The organism is Conyzicola lurida (assembly GCF_014204935.1).
In the GTDB taxonomy this organism is placed as follows: domain Bacteria; phylum Actinomycetota; class Actinomycetes; order Actinomycetales; family Microbacteriaceae; genus Conyzicola; species Conyzicola lurida.
Window position 1 is genome coordinate 3058668 of record NZ_JACHMJ010000001.1, and the last position, 24080, is coordinate 3082747.

General features: G+C 69.8%; 17 protein-coding genes and 1 pseudogene. 5 read left to right on the plus strand and 13 right to left on the minus strand.

From position 1 onward, the window contains the following. Window positions 1-60 precede the first annotated feature (60 nt). On the minus strand, window positions 61-8490 hold the full coding sequence (locus HD599_RS14925; protein WP_184238962.1) for a beta strand repeat-containing protein: 8430 nt from the start codon (window positions 8488-8490) through the stop codon (window positions 61-63). A gap of 119 nt (window positions 8491-8609) precedes the next feature. Further along, window positions 8610-9287 (minus strand): hypothetical protein, encoded by a 678-nt coding sequence (locus HD599_RS14930; RefSeq protein WP_184238965.1) that lies wholly within the window; start codon window positions 9285-9287, stop codon window positions 8610-8612. Window positions 9288-9454: 167 nt separating this feature from the next. Here HD599_RS14930 and HD599_RS14935 point away from each other — a divergent pair, with 167 nt between their 5' ends. Then, window positions 9455-10432 (plus strand): aldo/keto reductase, encoded by a 978-nt coding sequence (locus tag HD599_RS14935; RefSeq protein WP_184238967.1) that lies wholly within the window; start codon window positions 9455-9457, stop codon window positions 10430-10432. A gap of 96 nt (window positions 10433-10528) precedes the next feature. Here HD599_RS14935 and HD599_RS14940 read toward each other — a convergent pair whose 3' ends face one another. Continuing rightward, window positions 10529-11272, minus strand: coding sequence for an SDR family NAD(P)-dependent oxidoreductase (locus HD599_RS14940; RefSeq protein ID WP_184238969.1), 744 nt, complete (start codon window positions 11270-11272; stop codon window positions 10529-10531). A gap of 127 nt (window positions 11273-11399) precedes the next feature. Here HD599_RS14940 and HD599_RS14945 point away from each other — a divergent pair, with 127 nt between their 5' ends. Beyond that, window positions 11400-12245, plus strand: a complete 846-nt coding sequence (locus tag HD599_RS14945; RefSeq protein WP_184238971.1) for a helix-turn-helix transcriptional regulator — start codon at window positions 11400-11402, stop codon at window positions 12243-12245. Window positions 12246-12420: 175 nt separating this feature from the next. Here HD599_RS14945 and HD599_RS14950 read toward each other — a convergent pair whose 3' ends face one another. Then, entirely contained in the window at window positions 12421-13650 is a 1230-nt protein-coding gene (locus HD599_RS14950; protein ID WP_184238974.1) for an MFS transporter, read from the minus strand. A gap of 38 nt (window positions 13651-13688) precedes the next feature. After that, a complete protein-coding gene (locus HD599_RS14955) occupies window positions 13689-14552 on the minus strand; it encodes an SDR family NAD(P)-dependent oxidoreductase (protein WP_184238976.1) in 864 nt (287 codons plus the stop codon). A 128-nt stretch (window positions 14553-14680) separates the two neighbouring features. On the opposite strand from HD599_RS14955, the gene HD599_RS14960 reads away from it, so the two are divergent. Beyond that, the gene (locus HD599_RS14960; protein WP_184238978.1) at window positions 14681-15370 is read left to right on the plus strand and encodes a hypothetical protein; all 690 of its coding nucleotides are present in this window, start codon (window positions 14681-14683) and stop codon (window positions 15368-15370) included. Window positions 15371-15756: 386 nt separating this feature from the next. Here the strand turns inward: HD599_RS14960 and HD599_RS14965 are convergent, their stop codons facing one another. Genes HD599_RS14965 through HD599_RS14975 form a run of 3 tightly spaced genes read right to left on the minus strand, consistent with a single transcriptional unit; the run spans window position 15757 to window position 17942 of the window. Beyond that, the gene (locus HD599_RS14965; RefSeq protein WP_184238981.1) at window positions 15757-15975 is read right to left on the minus strand and encodes a DUF1232 domain-containing protein; all 219 of its coding nucleotides are present in this window, start codon (window positions 15973-15975) and stop codon (window positions 15757-15759) included. A gap of 59 nt (window positions 15976-16034) precedes the next feature. Next, the gene (locus tag HD599_RS14970; protein WP_343062100.1) at window positions 16035-16595 is read right to left on the minus strand and encodes a P-loop NTPase family protein; all 561 of its coding nucleotides are present in this window, start codon (window positions 16593-16595) and stop codon (window positions 16035-16037) included. A 27-nt stretch (window positions 16596-16622) separates the two neighbouring features. Further along, entirely contained in the window at window positions 16623-17942 is a 1320-nt protein-coding gene (locus HD599_RS14975; protein ID WP_184238983.1) for an MFS transporter, read from the minus strand. A 127-nt stretch (window positions 17943-18069) separates the two neighbouring features. Here HD599_RS14975 and HD599_RS14980 point away from each other — a divergent pair, with 127 nt between their 5' ends. Then, window positions 18070-18933 (plus strand): LysR substrate-binding domain-containing protein, encoded by an 864-nt coding sequence (locus HD599_RS14980; RefSeq protein WP_184238985.1) that lies wholly within the window; start codon window positions 18070-18072, stop codon window positions 18931-18933. Window positions 18934-18971: 38 nt separating this feature from the next. Here the strand turns inward: HD599_RS14980 and HD599_RS18105 are convergent, their stop codons facing one another. The 5 genes and pseudogenes from HD599_RS18105 to HD599_RS15000 all read right to left on the minus strand — a co-directional run bounded on the left by HD599_RS18105 (window position 18972) and on the right by HD599_RS15000 (window position 22381). Continuing rightward, entirely contained in the window at window positions 18972-19694 is a 723-nt protein-coding gene (locus HD599_RS18105; RefSeq protein ID WP_246376855.1) for an alpha/beta hydrolase, read from the minus strand. 168 nt (window positions 19695-19862) lie between these two features. Continuing rightward, window positions 19863-20747, minus strand: a pseudogene (locus HD599_RS18110) (methyltransferase family protein); the annotation flags it as partial. Window positions 20748-20918: 171 nt separating this feature from the next. After that, on the minus strand, window positions 20919-21395 hold the full coding sequence (locus tag HD599_RS14990) for a MaoC family dehydratase (RefSeq protein WP_184238989.1): 477 nt from the start codon (window positions 21393-21395) through the stop codon (window positions 20919-20921). A gap of 66 nt (window positions 21396-21461) precedes the next feature. Continuing rightward, complete coding sequence (locus HD599_RS14995) at window positions 21462-21989, minus strand: DUF5655 domain-containing protein (protein ID WP_184238990.1); 528 nt, start codon at window positions 21987-21989, stop codon at window positions 21462-21464. 38 nt (window positions 21990-22027) lie between these two features. Further along, window positions 22028-22381 (minus strand): nuclear transport factor 2 family protein, encoded by a 354-nt coding sequence (locus tag HD599_RS15000; protein ID WP_184238992.1) that lies wholly within the window; start codon window positions 22379-22381, stop codon window positions 22028-22030. A gap of 193 nt (window positions 22382-22574) precedes the next feature. On the opposite strand from HD599_RS15000, the gene HD599_RS15005 reads away from it, so the two are divergent. Beyond that, window positions 22575-23993: an MFS transporter gene (locus HD599_RS15005; protein ID WP_184238994.1), complete on the plus strand. Its 1419-nt coding sequence runs from the start codon at window positions 22575-22577 to the stop codon at window positions 23991-23993. The last annotated feature ends 87 nt before the right edge of the window (window positions 23994-24080 follow it).

Below are 24080 nucleotides of genomic sequence, written 5' to 3' on the forward strand. Positions count from 1 at the left end.
GACAGCAGGGGTGAACGGGTGGCCACCGACGGGTGAACGTCGGCCGCGGCATCCGCCCGCCTAGGTGGTCTTCGGTACTCCCATGTAGTCGGGGATCGAGTTCGTCATGCAGTTCATGAACAGGTCGGCCCCCTGCGTCCACGCCGTGGCGGCGTCGGGATCCCACCCGGCCGCGCCCGAGTCGATGTCGGCGTACAGCTTGTAGCCGATCATCGCGACGTCGCCCGCGGCGGCCGCGTAGCCGAGCGGTCCCTTGAGCTTGTCGGCGACTTCCTGAGCGGAATCGGCCGCGGCCGCTCCCTTGGCCTTGATCGAGGCGAGGATCTTCGAGGTCGAGGATGCCGCTCCCTGGCCGGTATCGGTGACCACGGTCGCGGCCTTCGCGTCCTTGAACATGTTGACGGTGACCATCTGCTCGTAGATCTCGGCCTGGCGCTTGGCGTCGACCGCCTTCTGCGCGGCGTTGATCTTGTCGGTCGCGACGCTGCCGATCTTCGTCGCCGCCGTCGAGCTGACCGTGGGCGCCGCTGCCGCATTCGACGCGAGTGCCCACGCCGTGGTGCAGGTGGTGGTAGCGCTGATCATGTCGAGTGTCTGCGAGAGCGCCTTGATGCCGTTGGTGAAGCTCGCGAGCCCCTCGGAGCTGAGGCCGAAGCGGTCGGCGATCGCCTGCACGGCCTGCCCGAGCAGAACCACGAGGTTCGCAGCGAGCATCACCGGGTTGTCGCCGACGAGGAACGCGCCGGCGACCGCCGCCGCGACGCCGACCGCCTTCTTCGCACCGACCGCGATGTTGTTGGCGACCGAGGTGATCCCGTCGACGATCACCTGGCCGATCGACTTCGACTCGTAGTTGGCGTACACCGCGGTGTCGCCGTCGATCGTGACCCAGGCGTAGTTGCCCTCCTGGCCGTCGGGCGCACCGGTGAAGCCGCGGAAGTTCTTGTTGCCGGCGCCGGTCGCCGTGAACGTGACCGAGGTGCCGCCGACGTACTTCTGCTCGCTCGCCGGGGTGTCGGGGCAGTTCGGTTCGACGTCGACGTCGAGCACGTCCAGGTTCGTGCGGAGGGTGAAGCAGTGCACCTGGTAGGTGGCGGTTACCGCCGAATACTTCGCCGAGCCGTCGAGCACGATCGGAGTCTTCGGTGCGATCGAGGTGCCGAGTCCGTTGCTCCACTCGATGAAGGAGTAGCCCGACGATTCGCCCGGTGCCCGGAGGAACACCGGCTGGTCGACCGTGTACGCGTTCGTCGCGATCGGGCAGTCGGGCGCCGCGGAGGCGCCGACGAACTGGCTGCCGACGTTGACCGTCGTCGTGTGCTTCGTGCCGTTCGGGCTGATCAGGGTGACCGACGGCGTCAGCGATTGGCAGGCCCACGCGGTGTACGACGTCTTGCCGTAGGCGTTGACCGTGAGCGAGTTCTGCGCGACACCCTTGATCGCCGCTTCGACGGTGGTGCCGGCCCGGTCCACCTGGCGGCGGGTGGATCCGCTCCATCCGAGCAGGGGGTCCCCTCCAGTGGCCGTGGCCGTCAACGTGATGGTCTCGCCGCCGCCCTCGCCGTACTTGTAGCTGAGCATGCCGGCCGGGCACCCGTTGCCGGGGGTCACGACCGATGCGGTGACCGCTCCGGCGGGACGTGCCGTGAGGCCGACCGGGACACAGCCGTTCTTGCTGTAGAAGTTCGCGCTGAGCGTTCCGGAACGGTCGAGGGTGATGGTGTTGCGCTTCGAGGCGGGGTCGAGCCGGTCGGCGTAGTCGCCGGTGAACCCGCCGAAAGCACCGGTGTTGACGTCGACGGCAGTGACGATATTCACCGTTGTGCCGGGCACATACCAGCCGGCGCCCTTGTTCGGACAGTTGCCCGGCGACGAGACCTCGACGGTGCCGTAGTAGTACTTGTGGAAGTACGAATTGTTCACGAAGACCTCGTTGAAGCCGGTCGCCGTGGCGCTGAAGCTGATGCACTCGTTATAGGTTGCGGTGATCGGCCGGTTCGACTCGGGGCTGACCACGACTGTGCCGACGGAGACCTTCGCGTTCGTGGCGGCGGCGACGGGGGTGACGGGGTAGCTCCAGCGTTCGAAGTACGCGTCGCCGATGGGCTTGGTGGTCGCCGTGACCGTCGACTTGTCGGCGAAGCCCGCACCCGCGGCATCCCAACAGGTATTCGCGCTGAGCTGGGCAGTGCCCTTCGCCGGCGGCGCGAACGAGATGCCGTGGTAGCAGGTGACACCGAACACGGCGCCGATCTCGTTGTCATCGTCGAATCCGGTGTTACGGACGACCGTGTACGACTGGGTGAGCGCCAGCGGGTCGGCCAGGGCGCCGAGGCCGTTCCAGTTGTAGAGCGACTGCGACGGGGCGCTGGCCCGAACCGACGGCGGCCTCGCGGTCAGGCTCAGCACGGTGTCGGGCAGGTACCGCGCCGTCTTCGTCTCGGGGTAGTAGGTCGGCGTGTTCGTCGTGGGATTGCTGTACTTCCAGCCGGTGCCGCAGTTGGGCTCCGGAGACACGTCCACGAACGCGGTCGAGGTCGCCCGGAGCTCGGCGGCGACCCCCACGTTGACGACGACCGTGACGCACTGACGCGCGAAGAACGCCGTTTCGTCGACGGTGCCGTACTCGGTGACGAGGATCGTGCGGCTGGTCCCCGTCTCCTCCGAGTCGGCCCATCCGACGAAGTCGTAGTCGGCGTTGGGCGTAGCGAAGACGATGATCTCCTGTCCGACGAGGAAGCCGGTGCCCTTGTTGCAGGTGGGCGCCGTGAACAGGATGACGCTGCCGCCAGCCGCCGGCGACGCGGCGACCTTCGCCGGAACGCAACTGGTCACGCTCTGCGCGACCGTGCGGCTCTGGCTCTTCCAGTTGACGTTGCCCTCGTAGTTCAGTGTGAACTCGCCGTTCAGCGCGTGCTGCTCGAACGTGTAGCTGCAGGAGCCCTTCAGCGCGGTGGAACGGCAGACCTCGGTACCTCCGCGCGAGATGACGACGGTCGATCCGGCATCGGGCCCGTACACCGCCCACGTCAGGGTGACCGGTTCGCCGGCGATCCAGCGCTTGCTGGCAGCGAATTCCACGGTGGGAGTGCGCGTGGAGGGCTCGACTCGCAACCGCTCCGATGTCACGGCCCCGTAGAGTGCGTCGCCCTCGTAGGTCGCGGTGAGGTCGGTGCTGGCGTCGACGGGGAAGGTCAAGGCGCAGCGCGCTTCGGCGCCGCCCGGAACGCGGCCCAGTTCGGCCTCGCAGACGAGGCCGTTGTAGCTGTCGGTGAACGTGACGGTGCCGGTCGGGTCAGGCGAGGACGCGGCCACGCCCGGACCGAAGAGCACGGTGGCGGTGTAGCGGTACGGCACGCCGACCGCGACCTCGCCCTGGTACGCGGCGGGGGCAAGAGAGATGGTGAGCGGGAGACCCTGGACATAGGCGCCCTGGACGGCCCGCGAGGGCAGGAAGTCCGTCGCAGAGGTCGGGTTGTAGATCGCCGTGACGTCGACGGCACCCTGCGCCTTCGGGGTGTAGGCGACGGACGCGACCCCGTTGGTGCCGACGGGCGCGGTGCCGATGACCTCGGTACCGACCATGAAGGTCATGGTCCCGGTGGGCGGGGCGCTCGTCGTCTCGTTGCGCACCCGCCCCTGCACCGCGACCGACCGACCGATGTAGACGGCTCCGCCGATGCCGACCATGGTCGTGGTCGTCGCTCCCGTGACGTTGCGCGCGAGGGCGTTCGAGGTCTCGGCGACGTAGTTGAAGTCGCCGTTGTAGCGGGCGGTGACGCTCTGCTCGCCCGCGGGCACGACGATCTCGATGAGGGTGCGGTACGACGTGACCGGCACGGTCGCGAGCTCGCGCGTTCCGGCGGCGCCCGTCGCGGTGACCGTGATGGTGCCGGTCGGCGCGACACCGGTGGTCGGGATCTCGACGACCACGGTCTCGGGGGTGCCGTAGCCGACCGGGTCCGGCTGCGATCCGGTGAGCACCGGCACGGGTGCGCCAGGGGTCGTGTCGAACGGCTGGCCGGCGAGGTCCGCCGCCGTCAGATGGGGGTTCGACCCGACGTAGGTGGCGTCGACGTAGTTGCGGCCGACGGCGAAGGTCTTCGACTTCAGTACGGCGACACCGTCGACGACGACGGCGCTGCCCAGGTTCTCGCCGCGGGAGGTGAAACGCACGTAGCCGGGCGTCTCTCCGTACCCGGTAACCGTCGACACGGTCGCCGTGACGACCGTGGGCTTGTCGCTGGTGCTCTCGCCGACGCCGACCGTGACGAGCGCCTTGCCCTGCTGCACGTAGATCTGCTCGAGGTCGCTCGAGGAGTTGAAGTTCGCGGTCGCCTCGAAGCGCGCGACGACGTTCACCCGGTTGAACGGCGAGCCGACCCCGCTCGGGAGCCCGCCCGTGAAGGTCGCGACACCGTTCGCGTCGACCTCGGCCGTACCGACGATGGAGCCGCTGCCGAAGAATGTGACCGTGCCCTCGGGCGTCGAGCCTCCGCTGGCGTTCGCGACCGTGGCGGTCATCGTGACCGGCACGCCGTACACGGTGTTCTGCGCCGACAGCACGAGGTCGGTCGTGGTGGTGGCCGCGCCGACCGAATAGGTCACCGTCGTCGACGAGGTCAGGTACGCGTCGGTGCCGGGCTCGAAGGTCGCCACGTATTCGTGGCTGCCCGCACCGGGCGAGAAGATCGTCTTCGAGCCGGTGCCGCCGTCGAGTTCGATTGTCGCGACGACGACGGTGCCTTCCTTCACGACGATGCGTCCGGTCGGGACCCCGCCGCCGGGGGAAACGACCGCGGCGGTGCCGTCGAGGCGCAGCCGCGTGCCGTACGTGCTGGTGCTGCCGGGCGTGATGACGAGCTGGGTGTCGACGGATGCCGCGGCGACCCGCTGCGCGAGAGCGGACGAGTCGACCGCGGTGTACGAGGCCGATCCCGCGTAGGCCGCGGTGATGCGGCTGGAGCCGAGCGGCAGGGTCGCGACGGCGAGGGTCGCGATGCCGTTGGAGAGGGTGGCCGTTCCGAGAACCGTGTCGCCGTTCCTGAAAGTGACGACGCCGTCCGGGATTCCGGTGGTGCCGGCGGGACCGGTGACGGCGGCGTTGAGAGCGACGCTCTGTCCGGTGACCGCGGGGTTGGCGCCCGAGGTCAGCGCGATCGCGGGGTCGGCCTTCGTCACGACGACGGTGCCGGCGGTCGACGCGGTGGGGACGAACTGGCCCGCGGTGGCCGGGACGAACTCGGCGACGACCGTGTTCGAGCCGACCGGAAGCTGCCCGGCGGTGGTGACGAGCGTCGCGACGGCGCGGATCTCGCCGTTCTGCACGAGCGGGGCGCTGCCGATGCTGACGCCGCCGACGGTGAAGTCGACGGTGCCGGTCGGGGACTTCTCGGAGCCGGGCGCGGTGGTCGCGACGGTGCCCGAGAGCGTGATGGGAGTGCCGTACGCGGTCGAGCCGGTCGGCGAGATGCCGAGCGTGGTCGCGACCGCGGCGGCGCGGACCGTGACCGGGATGTCGGTCGCCCGGCTGGAGGCGTAGACGTCGTCGGCGCGGTAGTCGGCGTAGATCGCTGTCGTGGTCGACGCGAGGTCGCGGATGGTCACGGTGGCCGAGCCCGCCGCGTCGAGCGCGGGCTGCAGCACGGTGCTGCCCGCGAGGCCGTCGTAGCTGATGTAGAACGATCCGGTCGGGACGATTCCGGCGTAGGTGGTCGGAACGGTGAAGGTCACCGACACGGGCACGCCGAATGCGACATCCACGTCACTGATCGACGTCTCAACGGTGCTCGGGGCCTGAACGACTTGGGCGAAAGGGGCGGACCGGGTCGGCGCGAGGTCGGCTCCGTCACCGCTGTAGTCGGCGACGATGGTGCGGCGGCCGGCGGGGAGGGTCGACGTCGGGATGCTCGCGGCGGACGCGGCGTACTCGCCCACGAGCGGCACGTCGGCGGCGATGACCGTCGACCCGCCGCCGGTGACGTCGGTCAGGGTGACCGTGCCGGTCGGCGCCAGCTCGGTACCACGCACGGAGACGCGCACGCGGAAGGTGACCGTGGAGTCGAGCGCGGCGGGAGTGCCCGAACTGCTGATCTCGACGGCGACGGCCGATTCTTCGATGACCTGGCTGAGTGGGGCCGAGGTGCTGACAGCGTAGGTCTGCGCATCCGACGTGAGGAAAGCGGCGGTCACCGCGTGGGTTCCGACGCTCAGCCCCGAGGTGGAATAGCGGGCGATGCCGTCGGAACCGAGGGTGACCGGCGGGCCGGCTGTCGCGCCGTCGATCGAGAACTGCACGGCGCCGCTGGCGACGGGTGCCCCGCCGTCGGTCTGGGTGACGACTGCGGTGAAGATGACCGCGTTGCCGTAGGTCTCCGAGAGGTCGGAGGAGGTGAGGATGGTCGTCGTGCCGTTGCCGAACTCGACGGCGCCGACCGAGCAGCCGACGGCGAGCCGCGCCGCGCCGCGCTGGTCGACGGGCGCGCACGCGACGGCGCCCGTTCCCTGGCCGCCGGCCCCGATCGCGGCGTTGACGGGCGCGCCCGGGTTCGAGGCGATGAGGGAGTGCACCTGCGGCGCGACGGCCGAGACCGACGCGAGCGGGCGCACCGACGGACCGGTGTTCGGCACGGTGCCGGGGCAGGTGGTGTCGCCGCCCGAGACCACGTTGTTCTTGCCGGTGATCTCGTTCGATGACGAGTTGTAGCCGCACGCGGCTACGCCGGCGTTGCCGCCCGCGAAGAGGGAGTTGTTGAGCGTCGTGACGTACCCGTTGATGCCGAAGTTGAAGATCGAGCTCGTGCCGCGGGAGTCGTAGAACGTGCTGTTGTTGACCGTGAGCGACGTGCCGTAGTTGTAGATGTCCGCGCCTCCGGGCACGAAGTCCTGGGTTGCACCCACGGTGTTCGACGAGAAGGTCGAGTTCACGACGCTGAGGCGGCCGTTGTTGATGATCGCGCCGCCCGCGCCCGTCGCCGTGTTGTGGTCGAAGGTCACGCTGTCGACGACGCTCGTCGCGGTGGTCGCGACGCTGAGTCCGCCACCCGCCTGGTTGACTCCGGTCAGTCCGTTGCTGATCTGCACGCTGTTCAGGTACAGGCCCCAGCCGCGGCCGTAGAAGGCCATCACTTCGCCGGTGTTCTGGCCGTCGAGCACGATCTTGTGGTTCGCGCCGGAGATCGTCACGGTACCGGCGGTGCTCGGACCCTCGCCGCCCTGCAGGTCGAACATGAGCGGGCGGTTCGCCGTAACGGGGATCGTATAGTCCCCCGCGAAGACGATCGAGATGGTGGAGTAGGTGCCGGACAACGCCGCGACACGGGCCTCGGCGAGCGCCGCCCGCAGTGTGCAGTCGGCCGCAGCGGAGACGCAGTTCGCCTGCTGGTCGGCGAGCGCGACCTCGTCGACCGTGTCGACCGCCGAGTTCACGACGAACTGCAGCTGGGCGGCGGCGGGCACGGCCTGCGCGGCCCCGACCGGCATCACGAAGAAGCCGATGAGCAGCACCGCGGGCATCAGAAGGGCGACCCGGCGGATGGCGGCGGGCGCGAGCACCGGACGGAACGGCTTCTTCGCGACCCAGGCGTCGCCCGTAGCGTACGGAGCGGTGCGCGAGGTGGGCGGCGTGGCACCGGCGGGCGTCGCCTGGGCGAGCCGGAACAGCACGGTCAGCACGACGACGGGCAGAGCGACGAGCACGGACTGCGCGAGCACCTGGGCGACGAGCGTGCCCGTGTTCGCCGCTCCCCCGCCGCCGAGCAGCGAGCCGAGCGAGGTGAGAGCGACCTGCAGCAGCAGACCGAGCGCGAACGTGCCGGCGAGCACGCCGATCATCGCGACGACGCGGCCGCGCATCAGCGGTGCGCCCTCGCGCAGGGCGGTGACCGGGCCGATGTCGCTCAGCGTGGCCGCGGGGATGAAGAACAGCCCCTCGGTCAGCCAGCGCGCGGCGAACGCGAACGGCACGGCAGCCCAGACCAGCTGGCGCACGGTGGGCCAGCGGTCGAGGAAGCCCGCGCGGCGGCGGCGCACCAGCGCCACCCCGACGGTGAGCACGAGCCCGACGATGCCGAGCACGGAGAGCAGCGGCGACAGCACGATCAGCAGGAGCGTGCCGACCACGAGCAGCAGGGTGGAACGGACGAGCGACCAGCTGCGCGAGTACGAGTGGAAGAAGGCACGGATGGCGCGGGGCTTCGTCCCGGCGAGGATGTCGTCGACCAACCGCACCGAGGCGGCGAGGCCCGCGAGGCTGATCGGGAGTCCGACGATGAGCGTGAGACCGATGACGGCGAAGATGACGGCGGCGATGGGCCCGGTGTTCTCAGCGCTGAGAGCGAAGACGTCGGTGCCGATCACCAGGGAGGCGACACCGGTGATGACGAGGACGCTGGCGGCGAGGGCGACGCCCGTCGCGAGCTGCAGGAGCGCGAGCCTCCACCAACCTGTTTTGTAGAACCGCAGGGTGTCCGTAACCGCTCGCGTGAACATGGTGCTCCAACCACTCGATTGCCGCGCGTGTCGAGAGCAGCTATTGAATGTAGCGAACTAGTGGGAGCGGAGGGTAGCCGTTGGCGACGATTTGTAGCACCCCAAAAGAGGGGCCAGTATCACCAGGTCCCGTCGGGTGATTTGACGGTCGGGACGACGGCCTGAGACCAGTGCGCGCCGTTCGCGTAATGCCCGGTCGCCCACGGCGACGCCCAGATGGCCGATTCGGTCACGGCGGTGGGCGACGACGCCGCGAACGCCGCGACGAATCCCGCGTAGCCGGGGATCTCGTAGAAGGCTTCGGCCGCGTTCTGTGCGGCGAGGTCGAGGTTGTCGTAGGTGCCGGTTCCGCCCGCGCCGCCCGAACCCCAGCCGTTGTTGAGCGGATTGTTGCGGTTCCACCAGTCGTCGGTGCCGTTCTCCTGACGCATCCAGCGCACGAACACCGTCACGTTCTCGTCGGTGAGCGGCAGGTCGGCGTAGAGCAGCACGAGTTTCGCCCAGTCGTAGTTGGTGCCGCCGGCGGCCAGGCTCGCGTACCCCGGTGTGGAGGAGAAGGAGTCACGGGCGACCGTGGGCGCCGCGGCATCCGCCGGCACTGTGACGGACTGGGCGTTCTCTGCCACGAAGGCCTGCACCCGGGCGGCGACCGGCGGCGCGGGAGGGAAGGCGAGCACGGGTCCGGCGCAGAGGGTCAGCACCACCACCGCTGCCGCCACCGCGAACAGGTCGCGCACCCGGAACAGCGGGCGCGCGAGCAGTCGCAGAGCGCGGTGGGAACGGTGGGGAGCGGCCATATACCGGGCGAGCCTACTCCCGCGCCCGGTCTCCGACCAGTGTGCCGCCGCTCGCGCGATCGACGCGGCAGCGGAAACAGATGTGCGAAATCGCTCTGCCACCTCAGCGTGGCAGCGATTTCGCGCACCGTCTGCCATGGTGCGGCACGGGCACGTACGCTCGGAACATGGACTACGTGAAGCTCGGCAGCACCGGTTTGGATGTCTCTCCCATCGCCCTCGGGGCGATGAGCTACGGCGATCCGGAGCGCGGCGCGCACGCGTGGTCGCTGCCCGAGGAGGAGAGCCGCGGGTTCCTGCGCCGCTCCGTCGAGGCCGGGATCAACTTCTTCGACACCGCCAACGTCTACTCAGACGGGTCGAGCGAGGAGATCCTCGGGCGCGCGCTGCGCGAGTTCGCGAACCGCGACGAGACCGTCGTGGCCACGAAGGTGTTCAGCCAGATGGGCACCGGCCCGAACCAGCGCGGCCTCTCGCGCAAGGCGATCCTGCAGGAGATCGACAACAGCCTGCGCCGGCTCGACATGGAGTACGTCGACCTGTACATCATCCACCGCTTCGACCCGCACACCCCGCTCGAGGAGACGCTCGAAGCCCTGAACGACGTCGTGCGCTCGGGCAAGGCGCGCTATCTCGGCGCGTCGTCGATGGCAGCGTGGCAGTTCGCCAAGGCGCTGCACACGCAGCGGGAGCACGGCTGGGCGCGCTTCGTCTCCATGCAGAGCCAGTACAACCTGATCAGCCGGGAGGACGAGCGCGAGCTGTTCCCGCTGAGCCTCGACGAGGGAATCGGCCTGACTCCGTGGAGCCCCCTCGCCCGCGGCCGCCTCACTCGCGACTGGGACGCGACGACCGCGCGCAGCGGCACCGACGAGTTCGGCAAGACGCTGTACCGCCAGTCGGAGGACTCCGACCGCGCGATCGCCGCGGCCGTCGCCGAGATCGCCGCCGAGCGCGGAGTGCCGCGCGCGCAGGTCGCCCTGGCCTGGGTGTCGGCGAAGCCCGGTGTCACCGCGCCCATCGTCGGCGCGACCAAGCCCGGTCACCTCGACGACGCGCTCGCCTCGCTCGAGATCACGCTGACCGCCGACGAGATCGCCCGGCTCGAAGCGCCGTACACGCCGCGGATGCCCGAGGGATTCTGACCGGACGCCGCGGGTTCGCGCGGTGTTTTGTCGCCCGCGCGGCCGAATATTCGGGCGCGACGGCGATAAACCACCGCGCGAGCTCCCGCGAGCGGCTCAGTGTCCGCTGAGCGTCTCGAGCACGGCGTGGTAGCTGCCGTTCGCCTCGGCGAACCGCAGCGGGTACACGCGCTGCACGAGGATCTCGTGCGCGTCGGGCTGCGTCTCGATGAGCGTCATGACCTCGCTGAGGAACTCCTCGAGCGGCATCGCGTTCGGGTCGTCCTGCTGGCCGAGCAGTTCCGTCTGCACCGCGGGCGGCGCAAGCTCGATGACCTGCACGCCCGTGTCGGCGAGCTGCACGCGCAGCGACTCCGAGAACGAGTGGATCGCCGCCTTCGTCGCGTTGTAGGTCGGCGTGATCGGCAGCGGCACAAAAGCGAGCCCGGACGAGACCGTCATGATCGCGGCATCCGGCTTGCCCGACAAATGATCGACGAAGGCGGCGACGAGACGCAGCGGTCCGAGCAGGTTCGTCGTGATCGTGGACTCCGCCACGGCGAGGAAGTCGCCGGTGTGCAGGTCCTCGATTCGCATGATCCCGGCCATGGTGATCAGCACGTTGGTCTCGGGGAACCGTGCTTTTACCTCGTCGGCGGCCCGGGTGATGGATGCCGCGTCCGCCGTATCGACCGTGACGGCTTCGATGCCGGGGTTCTGCGCGACGATCTCGGCGAGCAGTTCCGTACGGCGGCCGGCGACGATCACCCGGTTGCCCGCGGCGTGCAGCCGGAGGGCGAGACCGAGGCCGATGCCCGAGGTGGCGCCGGGGATGAAGATGGTGTTTCCGCTGATGTTCACGGTAGTCCTTAATGTTTCGCTGGTGGGGTCTCCACTTCACCGCGGCCACGGAGGGGCAACAAGGACGCGCTTATCCACTGACTCGCGCAGCGTGGCTACGGCGACCGCGGCGCGGGAGACTGGAGCCATGGAGAATCCCGAGCTGGCCGCCTTCGTGCGCACCCGCCGCGAGGCGCTGCAGCCGGAGGACGTCGGCCTGCCCCGCGGGCAGCGCCGGCGCACACCCGGGCTGCGGCGCGAAGAGGTCGCGGCTCTCGCGGGGATGTCGTCCGACTACTACGCGCGTCTCGAGCGCGGCAACGGGCCGCAGCCCTCGGAACAGATGGTCGCGGCGATCGCCCGCGCGCTGCGCCTCTCGCTCGACGAGCGCGACCACCTGTTCTTGCTCGCGGGGCACGGTGCACCGCACCGGGTGCAGCGCACCGACCACGTGAGTCCCGGGCTGATGCGCGTGCTCGACCGCCTGCAGGACACCCCGGCGCAGATCATGACCGCGCTCGGCGAGACGCTCGTGCAGACGCCGCTCGCCGTCGCGCTGCTCGGCGAGCAGACCGGATACACGGGGGCGCGGCGGGCGAACGTGTACCGCTGGTTCACCGAGCCGGAGTCGCGGTCGGTCTACCGCGCGTCCGACCAGGCAGCACACGGCCGCACCTTCGTGGCGCAGCTGCGGCACGCGCTCGCCCTGCAGGGACCCGGCTCCCCCGCCGCCGCGCTCGTCCGCAGGCTGCGCGGCGAGAGCGACGAGTTCGCGGAGATCTGGGACGCGCAGGAGGTCGGCCGCGAGTTCCACGAGAAGCACTTCGCGCACGCCGAGCTCGGCGAGCTGGTGCTGCACTGCCAGATCCTGCTCGAGGCCGACCAGCAGCAGTCGCTGCTCGTCTTCACGGCGACGCCCGGCAGCGAGAGCTACGAGAAGCTGCAGCTGCTCGGCGTGATCGGCAGCCAGCGATTGAGCGGGGCGCGGGCGTAGCGCTGCGGGGTTCGCGTTCGCGGCGTCACGGCGGGTTCGCGCGGTCTTTTGTCGCCTGCGCGCGTGAATATTCGGGCGCGCAGGCGACAAAACACCGCGCGACCCGTGCAAACCTGCGCGAGCTCCGCACACCTGCGCGCACGTGACGACGCTGAGCGTCGTCGTGGCCGGGAGCTCAGGCGGGGTCCGAATGCCGGTGCAACACGGTGCGGTTGCTCAGCACTCCGGCGAAGAGCACGACCATCAGCCCCGCAGCGGGCACGATGAGCAGACCGAACCGCAGTGCCGAGTTATCGGCGATGAACCCGACGATCGGCGGCGAGACGAGGAACCCCACCCGCATGAGCCAGCTCACGATCGTGAGCCCCGTGCCCGCGCGCAGGCCGGGCAGCTCGTCGGCGGCCTGCATCGCCGCGGGGATCAGCGTCGACACCCCGAGCCCGGCCAGACCGAACCCGGCGATGGTGCCGGCGACCGTCGGGAAGGCGAGCGCCGTTCCCATCCCGAGGAAGACGACGATGCCGCCGACCCGGGCGACCGCTCGCTGCCCGAACCGGTCGACGAGCCGGTCCCCGAGGATCCGGCCGACGAACTGCATGCCCTGCAGCGCGACGAAGCCGGTGCCGGCGAGGAAGGCGGACGCCCCGAGCGGCCCGGCGAGGTAGATGGCCGACCACGAGGCGCCCGAGTCCTCGACGATCGCGCCGGCCGAGGCGATGAGCACGAGGGCGACCAGCACCCCGTACTTGGCGAGCGACGACTTTCGCGCGGCACCGCGGCTGGCGTGTTCGACGGGCGCGGCCTCCGGTTCGGCGGGCTCGGCGCCCGGCAACAGGAAGCGGTACGCCACGAGGGCCGCGGTCGCGAAGAGCACGAGCGAGATCGCGAGGTGCAACGGGATCGGGATGCCGAGCTGCGCGGCTCCCGCGCCCAGGATGCCGCCGACCACGGCGCCGATGCTCCAGATGGCGTGGAACGAGTTGAGGATCGACCGTCGGTAGAGCCGCTGAACTCGCAGGGCGTGCGAGTTCTGCGCGACATCCGTAATCGAGTCCATGGCCCCGGCGAGGAAGAGCCCGGCGGCCAGGGCGAGCCACGACTGGCCGGCGCCTCCGACCAGGATGCCCACCGCGGACAAGACCGCGGCGGCGACCGCCACCCGGGACGAGCGGAAGCGGCGCACGAGGGCGCCCGCGCTCAGACCCGCGAGCAGCGCACCCAGCGGGAACGCGGCGACAGCCAGTCCGAAGGCGGCATTGCTCAGGTCGAGCCCGCGCAGGATCTCGGGATACCGCGGCAGCAGGTTCGCGAAGATCGCGCCGTTGGTGAAGAACAGCACGGCGACGCCGAAGCGTGCGCGCACGGCGACGTCAGAGGGGCGCGGCTTCGGCGACGTGGAGCTCATGCACCCATTGTGCCGTGAGCGCCGCGGGGCTCGTGCCGTCACTGCTGCGTGGCAGCGGCTCCCGGGTCGGGGATCGCATGCTCGGCGGCGCGGCTGACTTTCTCCCAGCTCTTCCAGTCCGTCATCCGCTGTTCGGAAATCGTGAACGCGAGGTCGTAGACCATGTCTCCCAGCAGCAGTCGCGACGGGGGTTCGTCGCTGTCGACGAGTTTCATCACCGCGTCGGCGGCGAGCTTCGGGTCGCTGTCGATGCTGCCGTCCTGCATCTGGGCGGCGATCTCGGCGCGCATCGCCGCATACTCGGGCAGTTCGGACGCGGTCTGCATGCGGTTGTAGAGGTCGGTCCAGTAGCCGCCGGGCTGCACGATCGTCAGCTTGATGCCGAACTGGGCGGCCTCCATGGCGAGCGCCTCGCTGAAACCCTCGAGCGCGAACTTGCTCGCGCTGTAGATGCCGCTGGTGGGAAAACCGCCGAGGCCGCCGATACTCGAGATCTGGATGACGCGGCCGCCGCCCTGGCGACGGAGCACGGGCATCACGGCCTGACTCACCCAGACTGCACCGAAGAAGTTCGTCTCGAGCTGGTCGCGCACCTGCTGCTCGGTGAACTCCTCGATGAAGCCGTTGGCCATGGTGCCGGCGTTGTTGACCACGATGTCGAGGCGGCCGAAGCGCTCGACCGCCGCGTCGACGGCACGGAACACGGCGTCCCGGTCGGTGACGTCGACGTTCAGGCGCAGGGTCGTCTCGGGGTCGAACGGCTCGTCGGACTGCTCGATCGTGCGCGAGACGGCCACCACGCGGTCGCCGCGGTCGATCGCCGCCCGCGCGAACTCGCGGCCGAGACCGCTGCTCGCTCCGGTGATGAACCACACCCTCTGGTCGGTCGTCGGATCCGTCATCCCGTGCCCCTCAATCGCCGTCGGTCTCGGCTCCATCACAGCTGAAACCAATCCAGTTCCGCAACTGCGCCGAACCCATTACCAGCACCCGGGTAATCACATCGGAAGCTCAAACAAAGGATTTCATCATGCGTAAGTTCTACAAAGTCACCGTCGGTATCGCCGCAGCCACCGTGCTCGTCGGAGGCCTCGCCGCCTGCTCGACCGGCACCAGCAGCACCACCGAGTCCTCCTCCTCGCCCAGCGCCACGGTCGAAGCCGACCCCACGCCGCTGGCCTCCATCCCCGCCCTCGACGGCGTCGACACCCAGGTCACCCTGGACGCCGGCTTCCTCGAAGCCCTCACCACCCTCGGCCTCACCCCCGGCGTGACCGGCACCGCGACCCTCGACGCCGCCACCGGCACCCTCGCCTTCCCGATCACCGGCGGAAACGTCGACTACTACGACCCCGCCGAGGACTACCGCCCCTACGTCCAGGGCGAGATCGACCACGAAGGCTCCGGCATCACCCTCACCGGCGGCGACATCACCGTCGGACTCTCCGACTTCGTCATCGACCCCGGCACCAGCCGCCTCACCGGCACCGTGACCGCGAACGGCGAAGAGGTCGGCACCGACGTCTACATCTTCAACCTCGACGGCTCGACCCTGAACCCGCTCGAGACCGACGCCGACGGCAACGCCGTCCTCGAAGGAACCACCGTCCTCGTCAGCCCCGACGCCGCCGGCCTCCTCAACGAGACCTTCGGCACCGACGCCGTCACCGACGAACTCGTCGTCGGCATCGCGAAGATCACCGCCAAGGCCGCCGAGTAACTCTCCGACCACAGCGCTCAAGCCCGTCCCGCTCACGCGGGGCGGGCTTTTTCGCGTCGTGGGCGCCGCGCGACCGGCGCTGGGTGGTGGCAAATTGCTGTTCCTAGGGCCTGGGAACAGCAATTTGCCGCCGATGGACGTCCGACTACCGGTTCAGGGGTGCCCTATTGCGCTTCCCGGCCGGCACGCTGAGCAGCATTCCACCCCTGACGGCCGGGCGGCGTCGCTTACCGGTGCGACCCGCCCGTATCGGCGGCGAAATGCTCTTCCCGTGCCCCGGGAACAGCATTGCGCCGCCGATGAGAGGGCGTATCGGGCGGGCGCGAAGCGAGTTCGCGAGGCGCAAACTATCTCGCGCGCCCGAACCCGCGGAACGTCGTGACGCGTCAGCTTGCGGGCGGCGCGGCCTTCTTCGGTCCGGTGTCGCCGCGGCCGCTCAGCAGCTTCCAGACGGCGAAGCCCGATCCGAGCAGCACGGCGAGGTCGTCGGTGAGACCGAGCGGGCCGGTGAGCAGTTCGGGGATCACGTCGACCGGCGAGATGCCGTAGAGGAGCGCGGCGGCGGCAACGAGAATGGCGGCGGCGGTACGGCGACGTGGGCTCATACGCTCAGGCTAATCAGCGGGCCCGGGCCGGAACAGCCCCCGGGTTGCGCTGCCAGCGATCAGCCAGCCGATTCGCGGATTCGCGAGACGAAGGCGTCGACGTCGCTCCGCGACCGCAGCCGCACCACCCGCAGCGCCGGGTACTCGCGCTCGGCCGCCCGCACCTGCTCGCGTACCAGCCCGATCGACCGCCAGCTCCAGCGGATCATATGGTTCGGCTCGACCAGCACGGTCCAGAGCGGCGGCTCCACGTTGCCCGCCCAGAGCACCTCGTGTCCACGACGGCTCGCCACGGTGCGGCGCACGAGCCGGCCGATGACCAGCCAGCGCGGCAGGTCGAGCCAGACCAGGGTGTCGGCGCGCGACGCGATGAGCGGCCGCGCCTCGTCGTACTGCCACTCGGTGATCCAGCGGTCGCCGCGGATGACCGCGGATACCTCCTCCACGAACCCGGGCCGGATCGTCCAGTCCGGGCCGTGGGCGATGCCGTCGAGCTCGACGGCCTCGGCCCCGAGCAACGGAGCGAGGGTCCGTGCCAGGGTCGTCTTGCCCGCACCCGGCGCGCCCGCGATCGCCACGCGCGACGGTCGCGGATCGAGGGTGTCGGCAGCACTCAGCACGGTCGCGAGCCTAGCGGCGGGACCTGTCTACGCGGTCAGCCCCGGCGCACTCAGCCCCCGACCGGGCGTACCCGGCTTGGCGAGCAGTCCGCGCCGCGCGAGCACGACGCCGATGACGGCGACCGCGACGAGCGGCACCCCGCCCGACACGAGCATGCCGGTCTGCGCGCCGAAGTGTTCGACGACGAGCCCCATGAGCGGCCCGCCGATCGACTGGCCGCCGAGCAGAACGAGCACGTAGAGCGCCATCACCCGGCCCCGCACCCCCGCGTTCGACGACAGCTGCACCAGCGAGTTCGCCAGCGTGATGAACAGCAGCCAGGTCAGCCCGACGGCCGCGAGCGCGACCGCGAAGCTCTCCTCGGTCGGCATCAGACCGCTGACCGTCTGCACGAGCGAGTAGCAGAGCGCCGCGACGACGATGCCGCGCAGGCCGAATCCGCGACGCCGCGTCGACAGCAGCGCGCCGGTGAGCGCGCCGACCGCGACGAGCGTGTTGAACACCCCGTAGCCCGCCGCCCCGACGCCGAACACGTCTTTCGCGTACGCCGAGAGGATCACCGGCAGGTTCTGCCCGAAGACGGCCAAGAACCCCATGATGACGATCGTGTAGAGAATGGCCGGCTTCGACGAGACATAGCGGATGCCGGCACGGAGCTGGCCGCGCTCCCGCGGCATCGACGGGGTGCGGTACAGCTCGCTGGTGCGCAGCCGCGCCAGGCTGACGACGACGAACGCGCAGCCGAGCGCGTTGAGACCGAACGACCAGCCGGCTCCGACGGCCACGAGCAGGGCGCCGCTGAGCGCGGGCCCGATGAGCGCGCCGACCTGGAACGTCGACGAGTTGACGCTGATCGCGTTGCGCAGGTGGAAGGGTCCGACCATCTCGCCGGTGAACGACTGGCGGGCCGGGTTGTCGACCACGGTGACGAAACCGAGCACGAGCGCGGAGAGGTAGATGTGCCAGACCTCGACCGTGCCGGTGAGCACCAGTGCGGCGAGCGTCGCGCTGGTGAGCACGGCGATCGACTGGCAGATCATCAGCAGCGTGCGCTTCGGGTAGCGGTCGACGATCACGCCGCCGAGGAGGCCGAAGACGAGCATCGGCGCGAACTGCAGCGCGACGGTGATGCCGACGGCGGTGACGCTGCCCGAGAGTTCGAGCACCAGCCAGTCCTGTGCGATCCGCGCCATCCACATGGCCGTCATGGCGATGAGGTTGGAGAGGGCGAAGATGCGGTAGTTACGCACCTTGAGGGAAGAGAAGGTCTGCTTCCACGGCGGTGGGGAGGTGAGTTGGGTCAGTGGTTCTGTCGGCGGGAAGCCGACGCTTGTCGCGGTAGTCACGTATGTCCTGGATTTAGTTGCGTACGGCCGGATAAGAGCGGCCCATTCGACGGTAGCGAGCGCGGCACTGATCGCGATAGTCAATTGCGGGTATAACTGGCATTACGTTTTCGAATGAGAGGCCGCCATGTTCGACCCGGTACTGCTCCAGACCTTCCTCGCCGTCGCCGAGACGCGCAGCTTCACCGGCGCCGCGGCCCAGCTCGGGCTGAGCCAGCCGACGGTGAGCCAGCAGATCCGCAAGCTCGAGACCGCGTCGGGCCGGCTGCTCGTCGCCCGTGACACGCGCGAGGTACGGCTCACCGACAACGGCGACGCCATGGCCGGTTTTGCCCGCACGATCCTCGCGGCCCACGCCGCGGCATCCAGCTATTTCAGCGGCTCTGCCACCCGGGGACGCATCCGGTTCGGCGCCGCCGACGACCTGGCCACGACGCAACTGCCGCGCATCCTGCGCCACTTCCGCCAGCAGTACCCGCACATCTCGCTCGAGCTCGTTGTGAACCAGAGCGGCGTGCTGCACCGCCGTCTCAAGGCCGGGCAGCTCGACCTCATCTTCATCAAGCAGTTCCCCGAGGCGACCGACCCCGCGTCGACCGACGTCGGTACCGTGGTGCGAACCGACGAGATGGTCTGGATGGCGCAGGAGAAGACACTGCTCGAACCCGACGAACCGGTGCCGCTGGTGATGTACCAGTCGCCGAGTATCAGCCGCCGGCTGGCGATCGAGGCGCTGGAGGCGGAGGGCCGCACCTGGCGCATCGGCTGCAACACGCGCGAGGTCAACGGGGTGCTCACCGCGGTGCGCGCGGGTCTCGGGCTCGCGGTGTACCCGCACACGCTGATCCCCGAGGATCTGGTGAAGGTGAGCGTGCGGTTCGCCCTGCCGACCCTCGGGCAGGTGCGCTTCACGCTGCTGTCGAATCCGCTCGCGCCGGCCGAACCTGTGGCGGCGCTGACCGAGGCGATCATGGCGCGGTCGCTGGTGTAGCGGCGGGCGGCGGCGCTTCGACAGGCTCAGCGACCGGCTCAGTCGAGCTGGTCGTGCAGCCAGCCCGCGATCTCGTCGCGCAGCGACTGGTCGTAGAGCAGCGAGAGCGCGTGGGCCGTGCCGGGGACCGCCACGTAGGTGACGTCGATGCCGACGGCCTCGAGTGCGGCGACGAAGACCTCGGCCTGCTCGACGGGCACGAACTCGTCGAGGGAGTGCGCGACGAAGAACGGCGGATCGCTCGCGTCGACCTGGTACAGCGGCGACGCGTCTCGCGCGTCGGCGCACTCGTCGAACGACGCGCAGCCGAGGTAGGCGAGCTCCACCCGCTGGAAGTCCTCGGCGAGATCTCCGAGGGCGGCACCCTCGCGCGTCAGGTCGATCGGACCGCTGAGGTCGACCACCGCGGCGACCCGCGATCCGGTCGTCGTATCGCCCTCGCCCCGCGTGCCGAGCAGCGCGGTCAGGTTGGCGCCGGCCGAGTCGCCGAACGCACCGAGCCGCGCCGGGTCGTATCCGAACCGGTCGGCCTGCGCGTCATCCCGGATCCACTCGACGGCCGTCGTGACGTCGTCGATGCCGGCCGGGTACGGGTTCGCCGGGGCCAGCCGGTAGTTGGTCTGGAAGACGACGAAGCCCTCCGAGGCGAGCCACGCGCAGATCTCACGCCACGGGCGTTGCCCCTTGTCGCCGCCGCTCCAGCTGCCGCCGTGCACGCCGATGATCGCCGCGCGCGGCTCCGACGCGTCGCCCTCGGGCATGCAGACGTCGAGCCGCACTCCGCCGGGCGCCCCGTAGTCGAGGTCGTCGACGAAGGCGACGCCGCTGTAGGTCGTCGAGGGTGCGACGAGCGCACCGTCGGGTTCGGCCTGCGTGCAGCCGGTCAGGGCAACGACGCCGACGAGCACCGCGGCGACGAGCACGCGCGGCCGGCGCGGGATCCAGCAGCGCACCGCGTCGCGATAGCGGCGGAACTCGTCGCCGAACCGCTTCTCGAGATCAGCTTCCTCGTGGGGCCGCACGGCGTAGTTCCAGAGCACCGAGCCGATCAGCGCGTAGACGACGACCAGCCACGACGACAGCATCAGGCCGACCGCGGCGCCCTGCACGATGCCGGCGACCGCCATCGGGTTGCGCACCCAGCGGTACGGACCGGCGATCACCAGCGCGGTGGGCATCGCCGCGGGCAGCGGGGTGCCCTTGCCGAGGGTCGACATCGTGATCGCCGCCCAGATTCCGAGCGCCGAGGCGAGGGTCAGGATGACGCCGCCGACGACTCCCACGAACCATGGCGCATCGGACCCGACGCCCCAGCGCTGCTCGAGGAACGAGATCAGCAGGGGCACGACGACCAGGAAGAATCCCCAGAACACCACGATCTGCCCGAACGTCGCGGCGACGTGCAGGAGGTCGCGACTTCGCGGCATCGCCGGGCGGAACGCGAAGGGGCCGGCGATGACCCACTCGGTCGGGATGCGCCCGAGCACGACGAGGCCGAGCGCGACCACGGATCCGCCGGCCGCGGCCACCATGACGACGACGCCCCAGCCCGCCTCGCCCGTGACGGTGGCGAAGCCCGCGAGCCCGACCGCGACGAGCAGCGTCCACGCCGCTGCGACCCAGGCCGCGGGCTTCACCCCGGCCGCGGCGAGCGCGGAGGCGACGACGAACAGCGGGATGTCGAGCACGGCGAGCGCGACCGGGTCGAGACTGCCGAGCGTCGCCTCACGCACGAACGGCGAGAGCGCGACCGCGATCCACCACGCGGCGCCGGCCACAGCCTGAAGCGCGAAGTAGACGCGCCCCCAGATCATGCCCGAACACTAGCACCGGCTCTCACTCGTTCCGCGAAGATTCCACTGTCGCAACTCAGGCAGAAAGTGCGGGGCGGATGTCGCGGCCGCGAGAATCCGCCACCACGCGGCATCCGCCCTCGAACCTGCCTGAGTCGCGACCGGCAGGCCGAGCGGGAAACGAGCGAGCGCCTAGCCAAGGTCGCGCCGCCGCACCAGATTCATCATCACCTGCGTCATCACGACCTCGCCGCGCTGGTTGCTGAGCTCGATGCGGGTGTGCAGGAGTCCGCGGTCGGGTTTCGACGCCGACGGCCGCGCGGCCACGACGGTGAAGCGCGCGGTGAGCTCGTCGCCGGCCCGCACCGGCAGCGGGAATCGCAGTTCGTCGACGCCCGGCGAGCCGAGGCTCGTGCGCTCGTTGAGGAAGTTGTCGACCATGAGCTTCATCATGACCGCGGTGGTGTGCCAGCCGCTCGCGATGAGCCCGCCGAACGGCCCCGACCGCGCCGCCTCCGCGTCTGTGTGCATCGCGTGCGGGTCGAACGCCGTGGCGAACGCGACGATCTCCGCGTCGCTCACCCGGGCCGGACCGAACTCGGCGACGAGACCCACGGGGTAGTCCTCGAAGTGCCGTTCGTGCAGCGGCGGCAGGAAGTCGGTGGTCATGCGCGGGCGGCCTCTCGTCCGACGGCGGGGTGCCGTCCGGCTGCTCGATGCTACCGGCCCCGTGGATCAGCCGCGCTCGTACGCCTCACGCAGCCAGCCGAGCAGTTCGTCGTCGATCTCGTCGACCGCCGTCACGTTCACCCGGTGCGAGCACATGGCGTTGCCGGCGAGCAACCGGTCGGTGACCGGCTCCCCCTTCAGCTGCAGTCCCAGCTGCACCCGCACGGCGCTCGGCGCCTCGATCAGCGCGAACTGCTTCGACCGGCGCAGCGACACCCCGGTCTTCTTGGGCACGATCTCGACGTCGTCGCCGAGCTCCATGGCCGCGGCGACCAGCCTCTCGTAGACCGGGCGCAGAGCGCCCTTCGCCCCGTCGTACTGCGCGGCCACGAGGTCGTCCTCGGTGACGGAGGCGTCGCGGTTGCGGAAGGCGAGCGCGATCCCGTTGGCAAAACCGTGCGTCAGTCCGTGCTCGGTCTTCAGCCAGTTCAGGATGTCGCGGTGCGAGGTCAACCCGCTCGCCTCGACGACACCGATCCACTCGGGCATCGCGCGCCCGGTCTTCTCCTTCAGAAAAGTGAATGGGTCACTCATGACTCGATTGTGGCCCGGGGTGACCCTCGTCGAAAGCCCTACTCGTGCAGCAGCGTGCGCAGCTCGGCGATGCGGCCGTCGCGCACGGTGATCAGGTCGATGCCGCGGGCGACCGGGCTGCCGCTCGGGCCGAAGGTCCAGGCGAGCGCTCCCGCGTCCGCGCCGGTGTAGGCGATGCCGTCGTCGGCGAACTCGAACTCGGCGGGCGCCCCGTCGAGCAGCGCGGCGGCCTTCGCCTCGACCGCGTCCCAGCCGGTCACCGATTCTTCGGGATCGGTGAAGACGACGTCGTCCGTGTAGATCGTCTCGATCGCCCGCCGGCGGGCGGCGGCGTCACGGTTGCCGAAGACGTCGTGCAGGTTCGAGGCGAGTAGTTCGAGCGGGCTGGGCATGGCGGTCTCCTGACGTGGCGGGTGGGAAGGGCGGGCATGAGGTGGAATCAAATCTAGACCGCCTCTCGACATGTTCACGCTGTCTACATAAACTGTTCGGCACCGGTCCGCCACTGTCGCAGCGCCTGTCGGTTCCGGCGATATCCGTTCGATCTCGGCCTGACAGCGAGTGCGCGCCGACCGGAGAGTGCCCATGGCTGACACCGACGAGACACCCGCCGCCGCGGCATCCGCCCCTGTCTACGAGCCGCCGACCGGCGGCGGACGCACTTTCGCCCAGATCCTCGTCAACACGGCCGTCGCGAACGTGACGACGAGCTTTCTCTGGTTCGCGCTGACGTTCTGGGTGTACCTCGAGACGCGCTCGGTTCTCGCGACCGGCATCATCGGCGGCGCGTACATGCTGCTCGTCGCTGTCTGCTCGATGGCTTTCGGCACGATCGTCGACCGGCACCGCAAGCACCAGGTGATGGTGTTCGCCGGCGCCGTCACGCTGGTCTCGTTCGCGATCAGCTTCGGGCTGTACACGGCGTTCCCCGAGAGCGTGCTGCTCGATCTGGGCGGACCGATGTTCTGGTTGTTCAGCGGCGTGATCCTTTTCGGCGCCGTCGTGGAGAACATGCGCAACATCGCGCTGTCGACCACGGTCACCCTGCTGATCCCGGTCGACCGGCACGCGAACGCCAACGGCCTCGTCGGCACGGTGCAGGGGCTCGCGTTTATGGTGACGAGCGTGTTCAGCGGGCTCGCGATCGGCCTGCTCGGCATGGGCTGGACGCTGATCATCGCGATCGCCCTCTCGGCCGCGGCCCTCGTGCACCTGCTGTTCCTCCGCGTTCCCGAGGAGCGGCCGCATCAGGACGGCGAGCGCCAGCCGCTCATCGACCTGCGCGGCAGCATCACGGCGGTGCGTGCGGCGACCGGGCTCTTCGCGCTCATCATCTTCTCTACGTTCAACAACCTCATCGGTGGCGTCTACATGGCGCTGATGGACCCGTACGGGCTCGAGCTGTTCCCCGTTGAGTGGTGGGGCGTCATCCTCGGTATCACGTCAACCGGGTTCATCATCGGCGGCCTTCTGGTCGCGAAATTCGGTCTCGGGCGCAATCCGATCCGCACCATGCTGATGCTCGTCATCCTCATGGGCGTTCTCGGGGCACTGTTCACGATCCGTGAGTGGTGGTGGCTCTACGCCGCGGGCATCTGGCTCTACATGACACTGATCCCGGCGGTCGAGGCGTCAGAGCAGACCGTCATCCAGAAGGTCGTCCCCTTCCGCACGCAGGGCCGGGTGTTCGGTTTCGCGGCGGCGTTCGAGTCCGCCGCGGCACCCGTGACGGCGTTCCTGATCGCGCCGATCGCGGAGTTCCTGATCATCCCTTTCATGAACTCCGACGACGGTCGTTCCAGCCTCGGCTGGCTGCTCGGCGACGGACAGGCCCGCGGCATCGCCCTGGTCTTCCTCGTCGCGGGCATCGTCATGGTGCTCGCCGCGGTCGGGGCGTTCTTCACCAGGTCGTACCGCATCATTTCGGCCCAGTACCTGGGTCAGGATGACGCGGCCGATGCCGTCGGACCGACCGTGGATGCCGGACAGGACGCCACGCATTGACCCGGCGGATCGGGGCTCGAAGACGGCGCACCTCTACCGGCAATCATTCGCGCGCCCGTGCGATTGCACAATCCTCTCGGCGCGCCC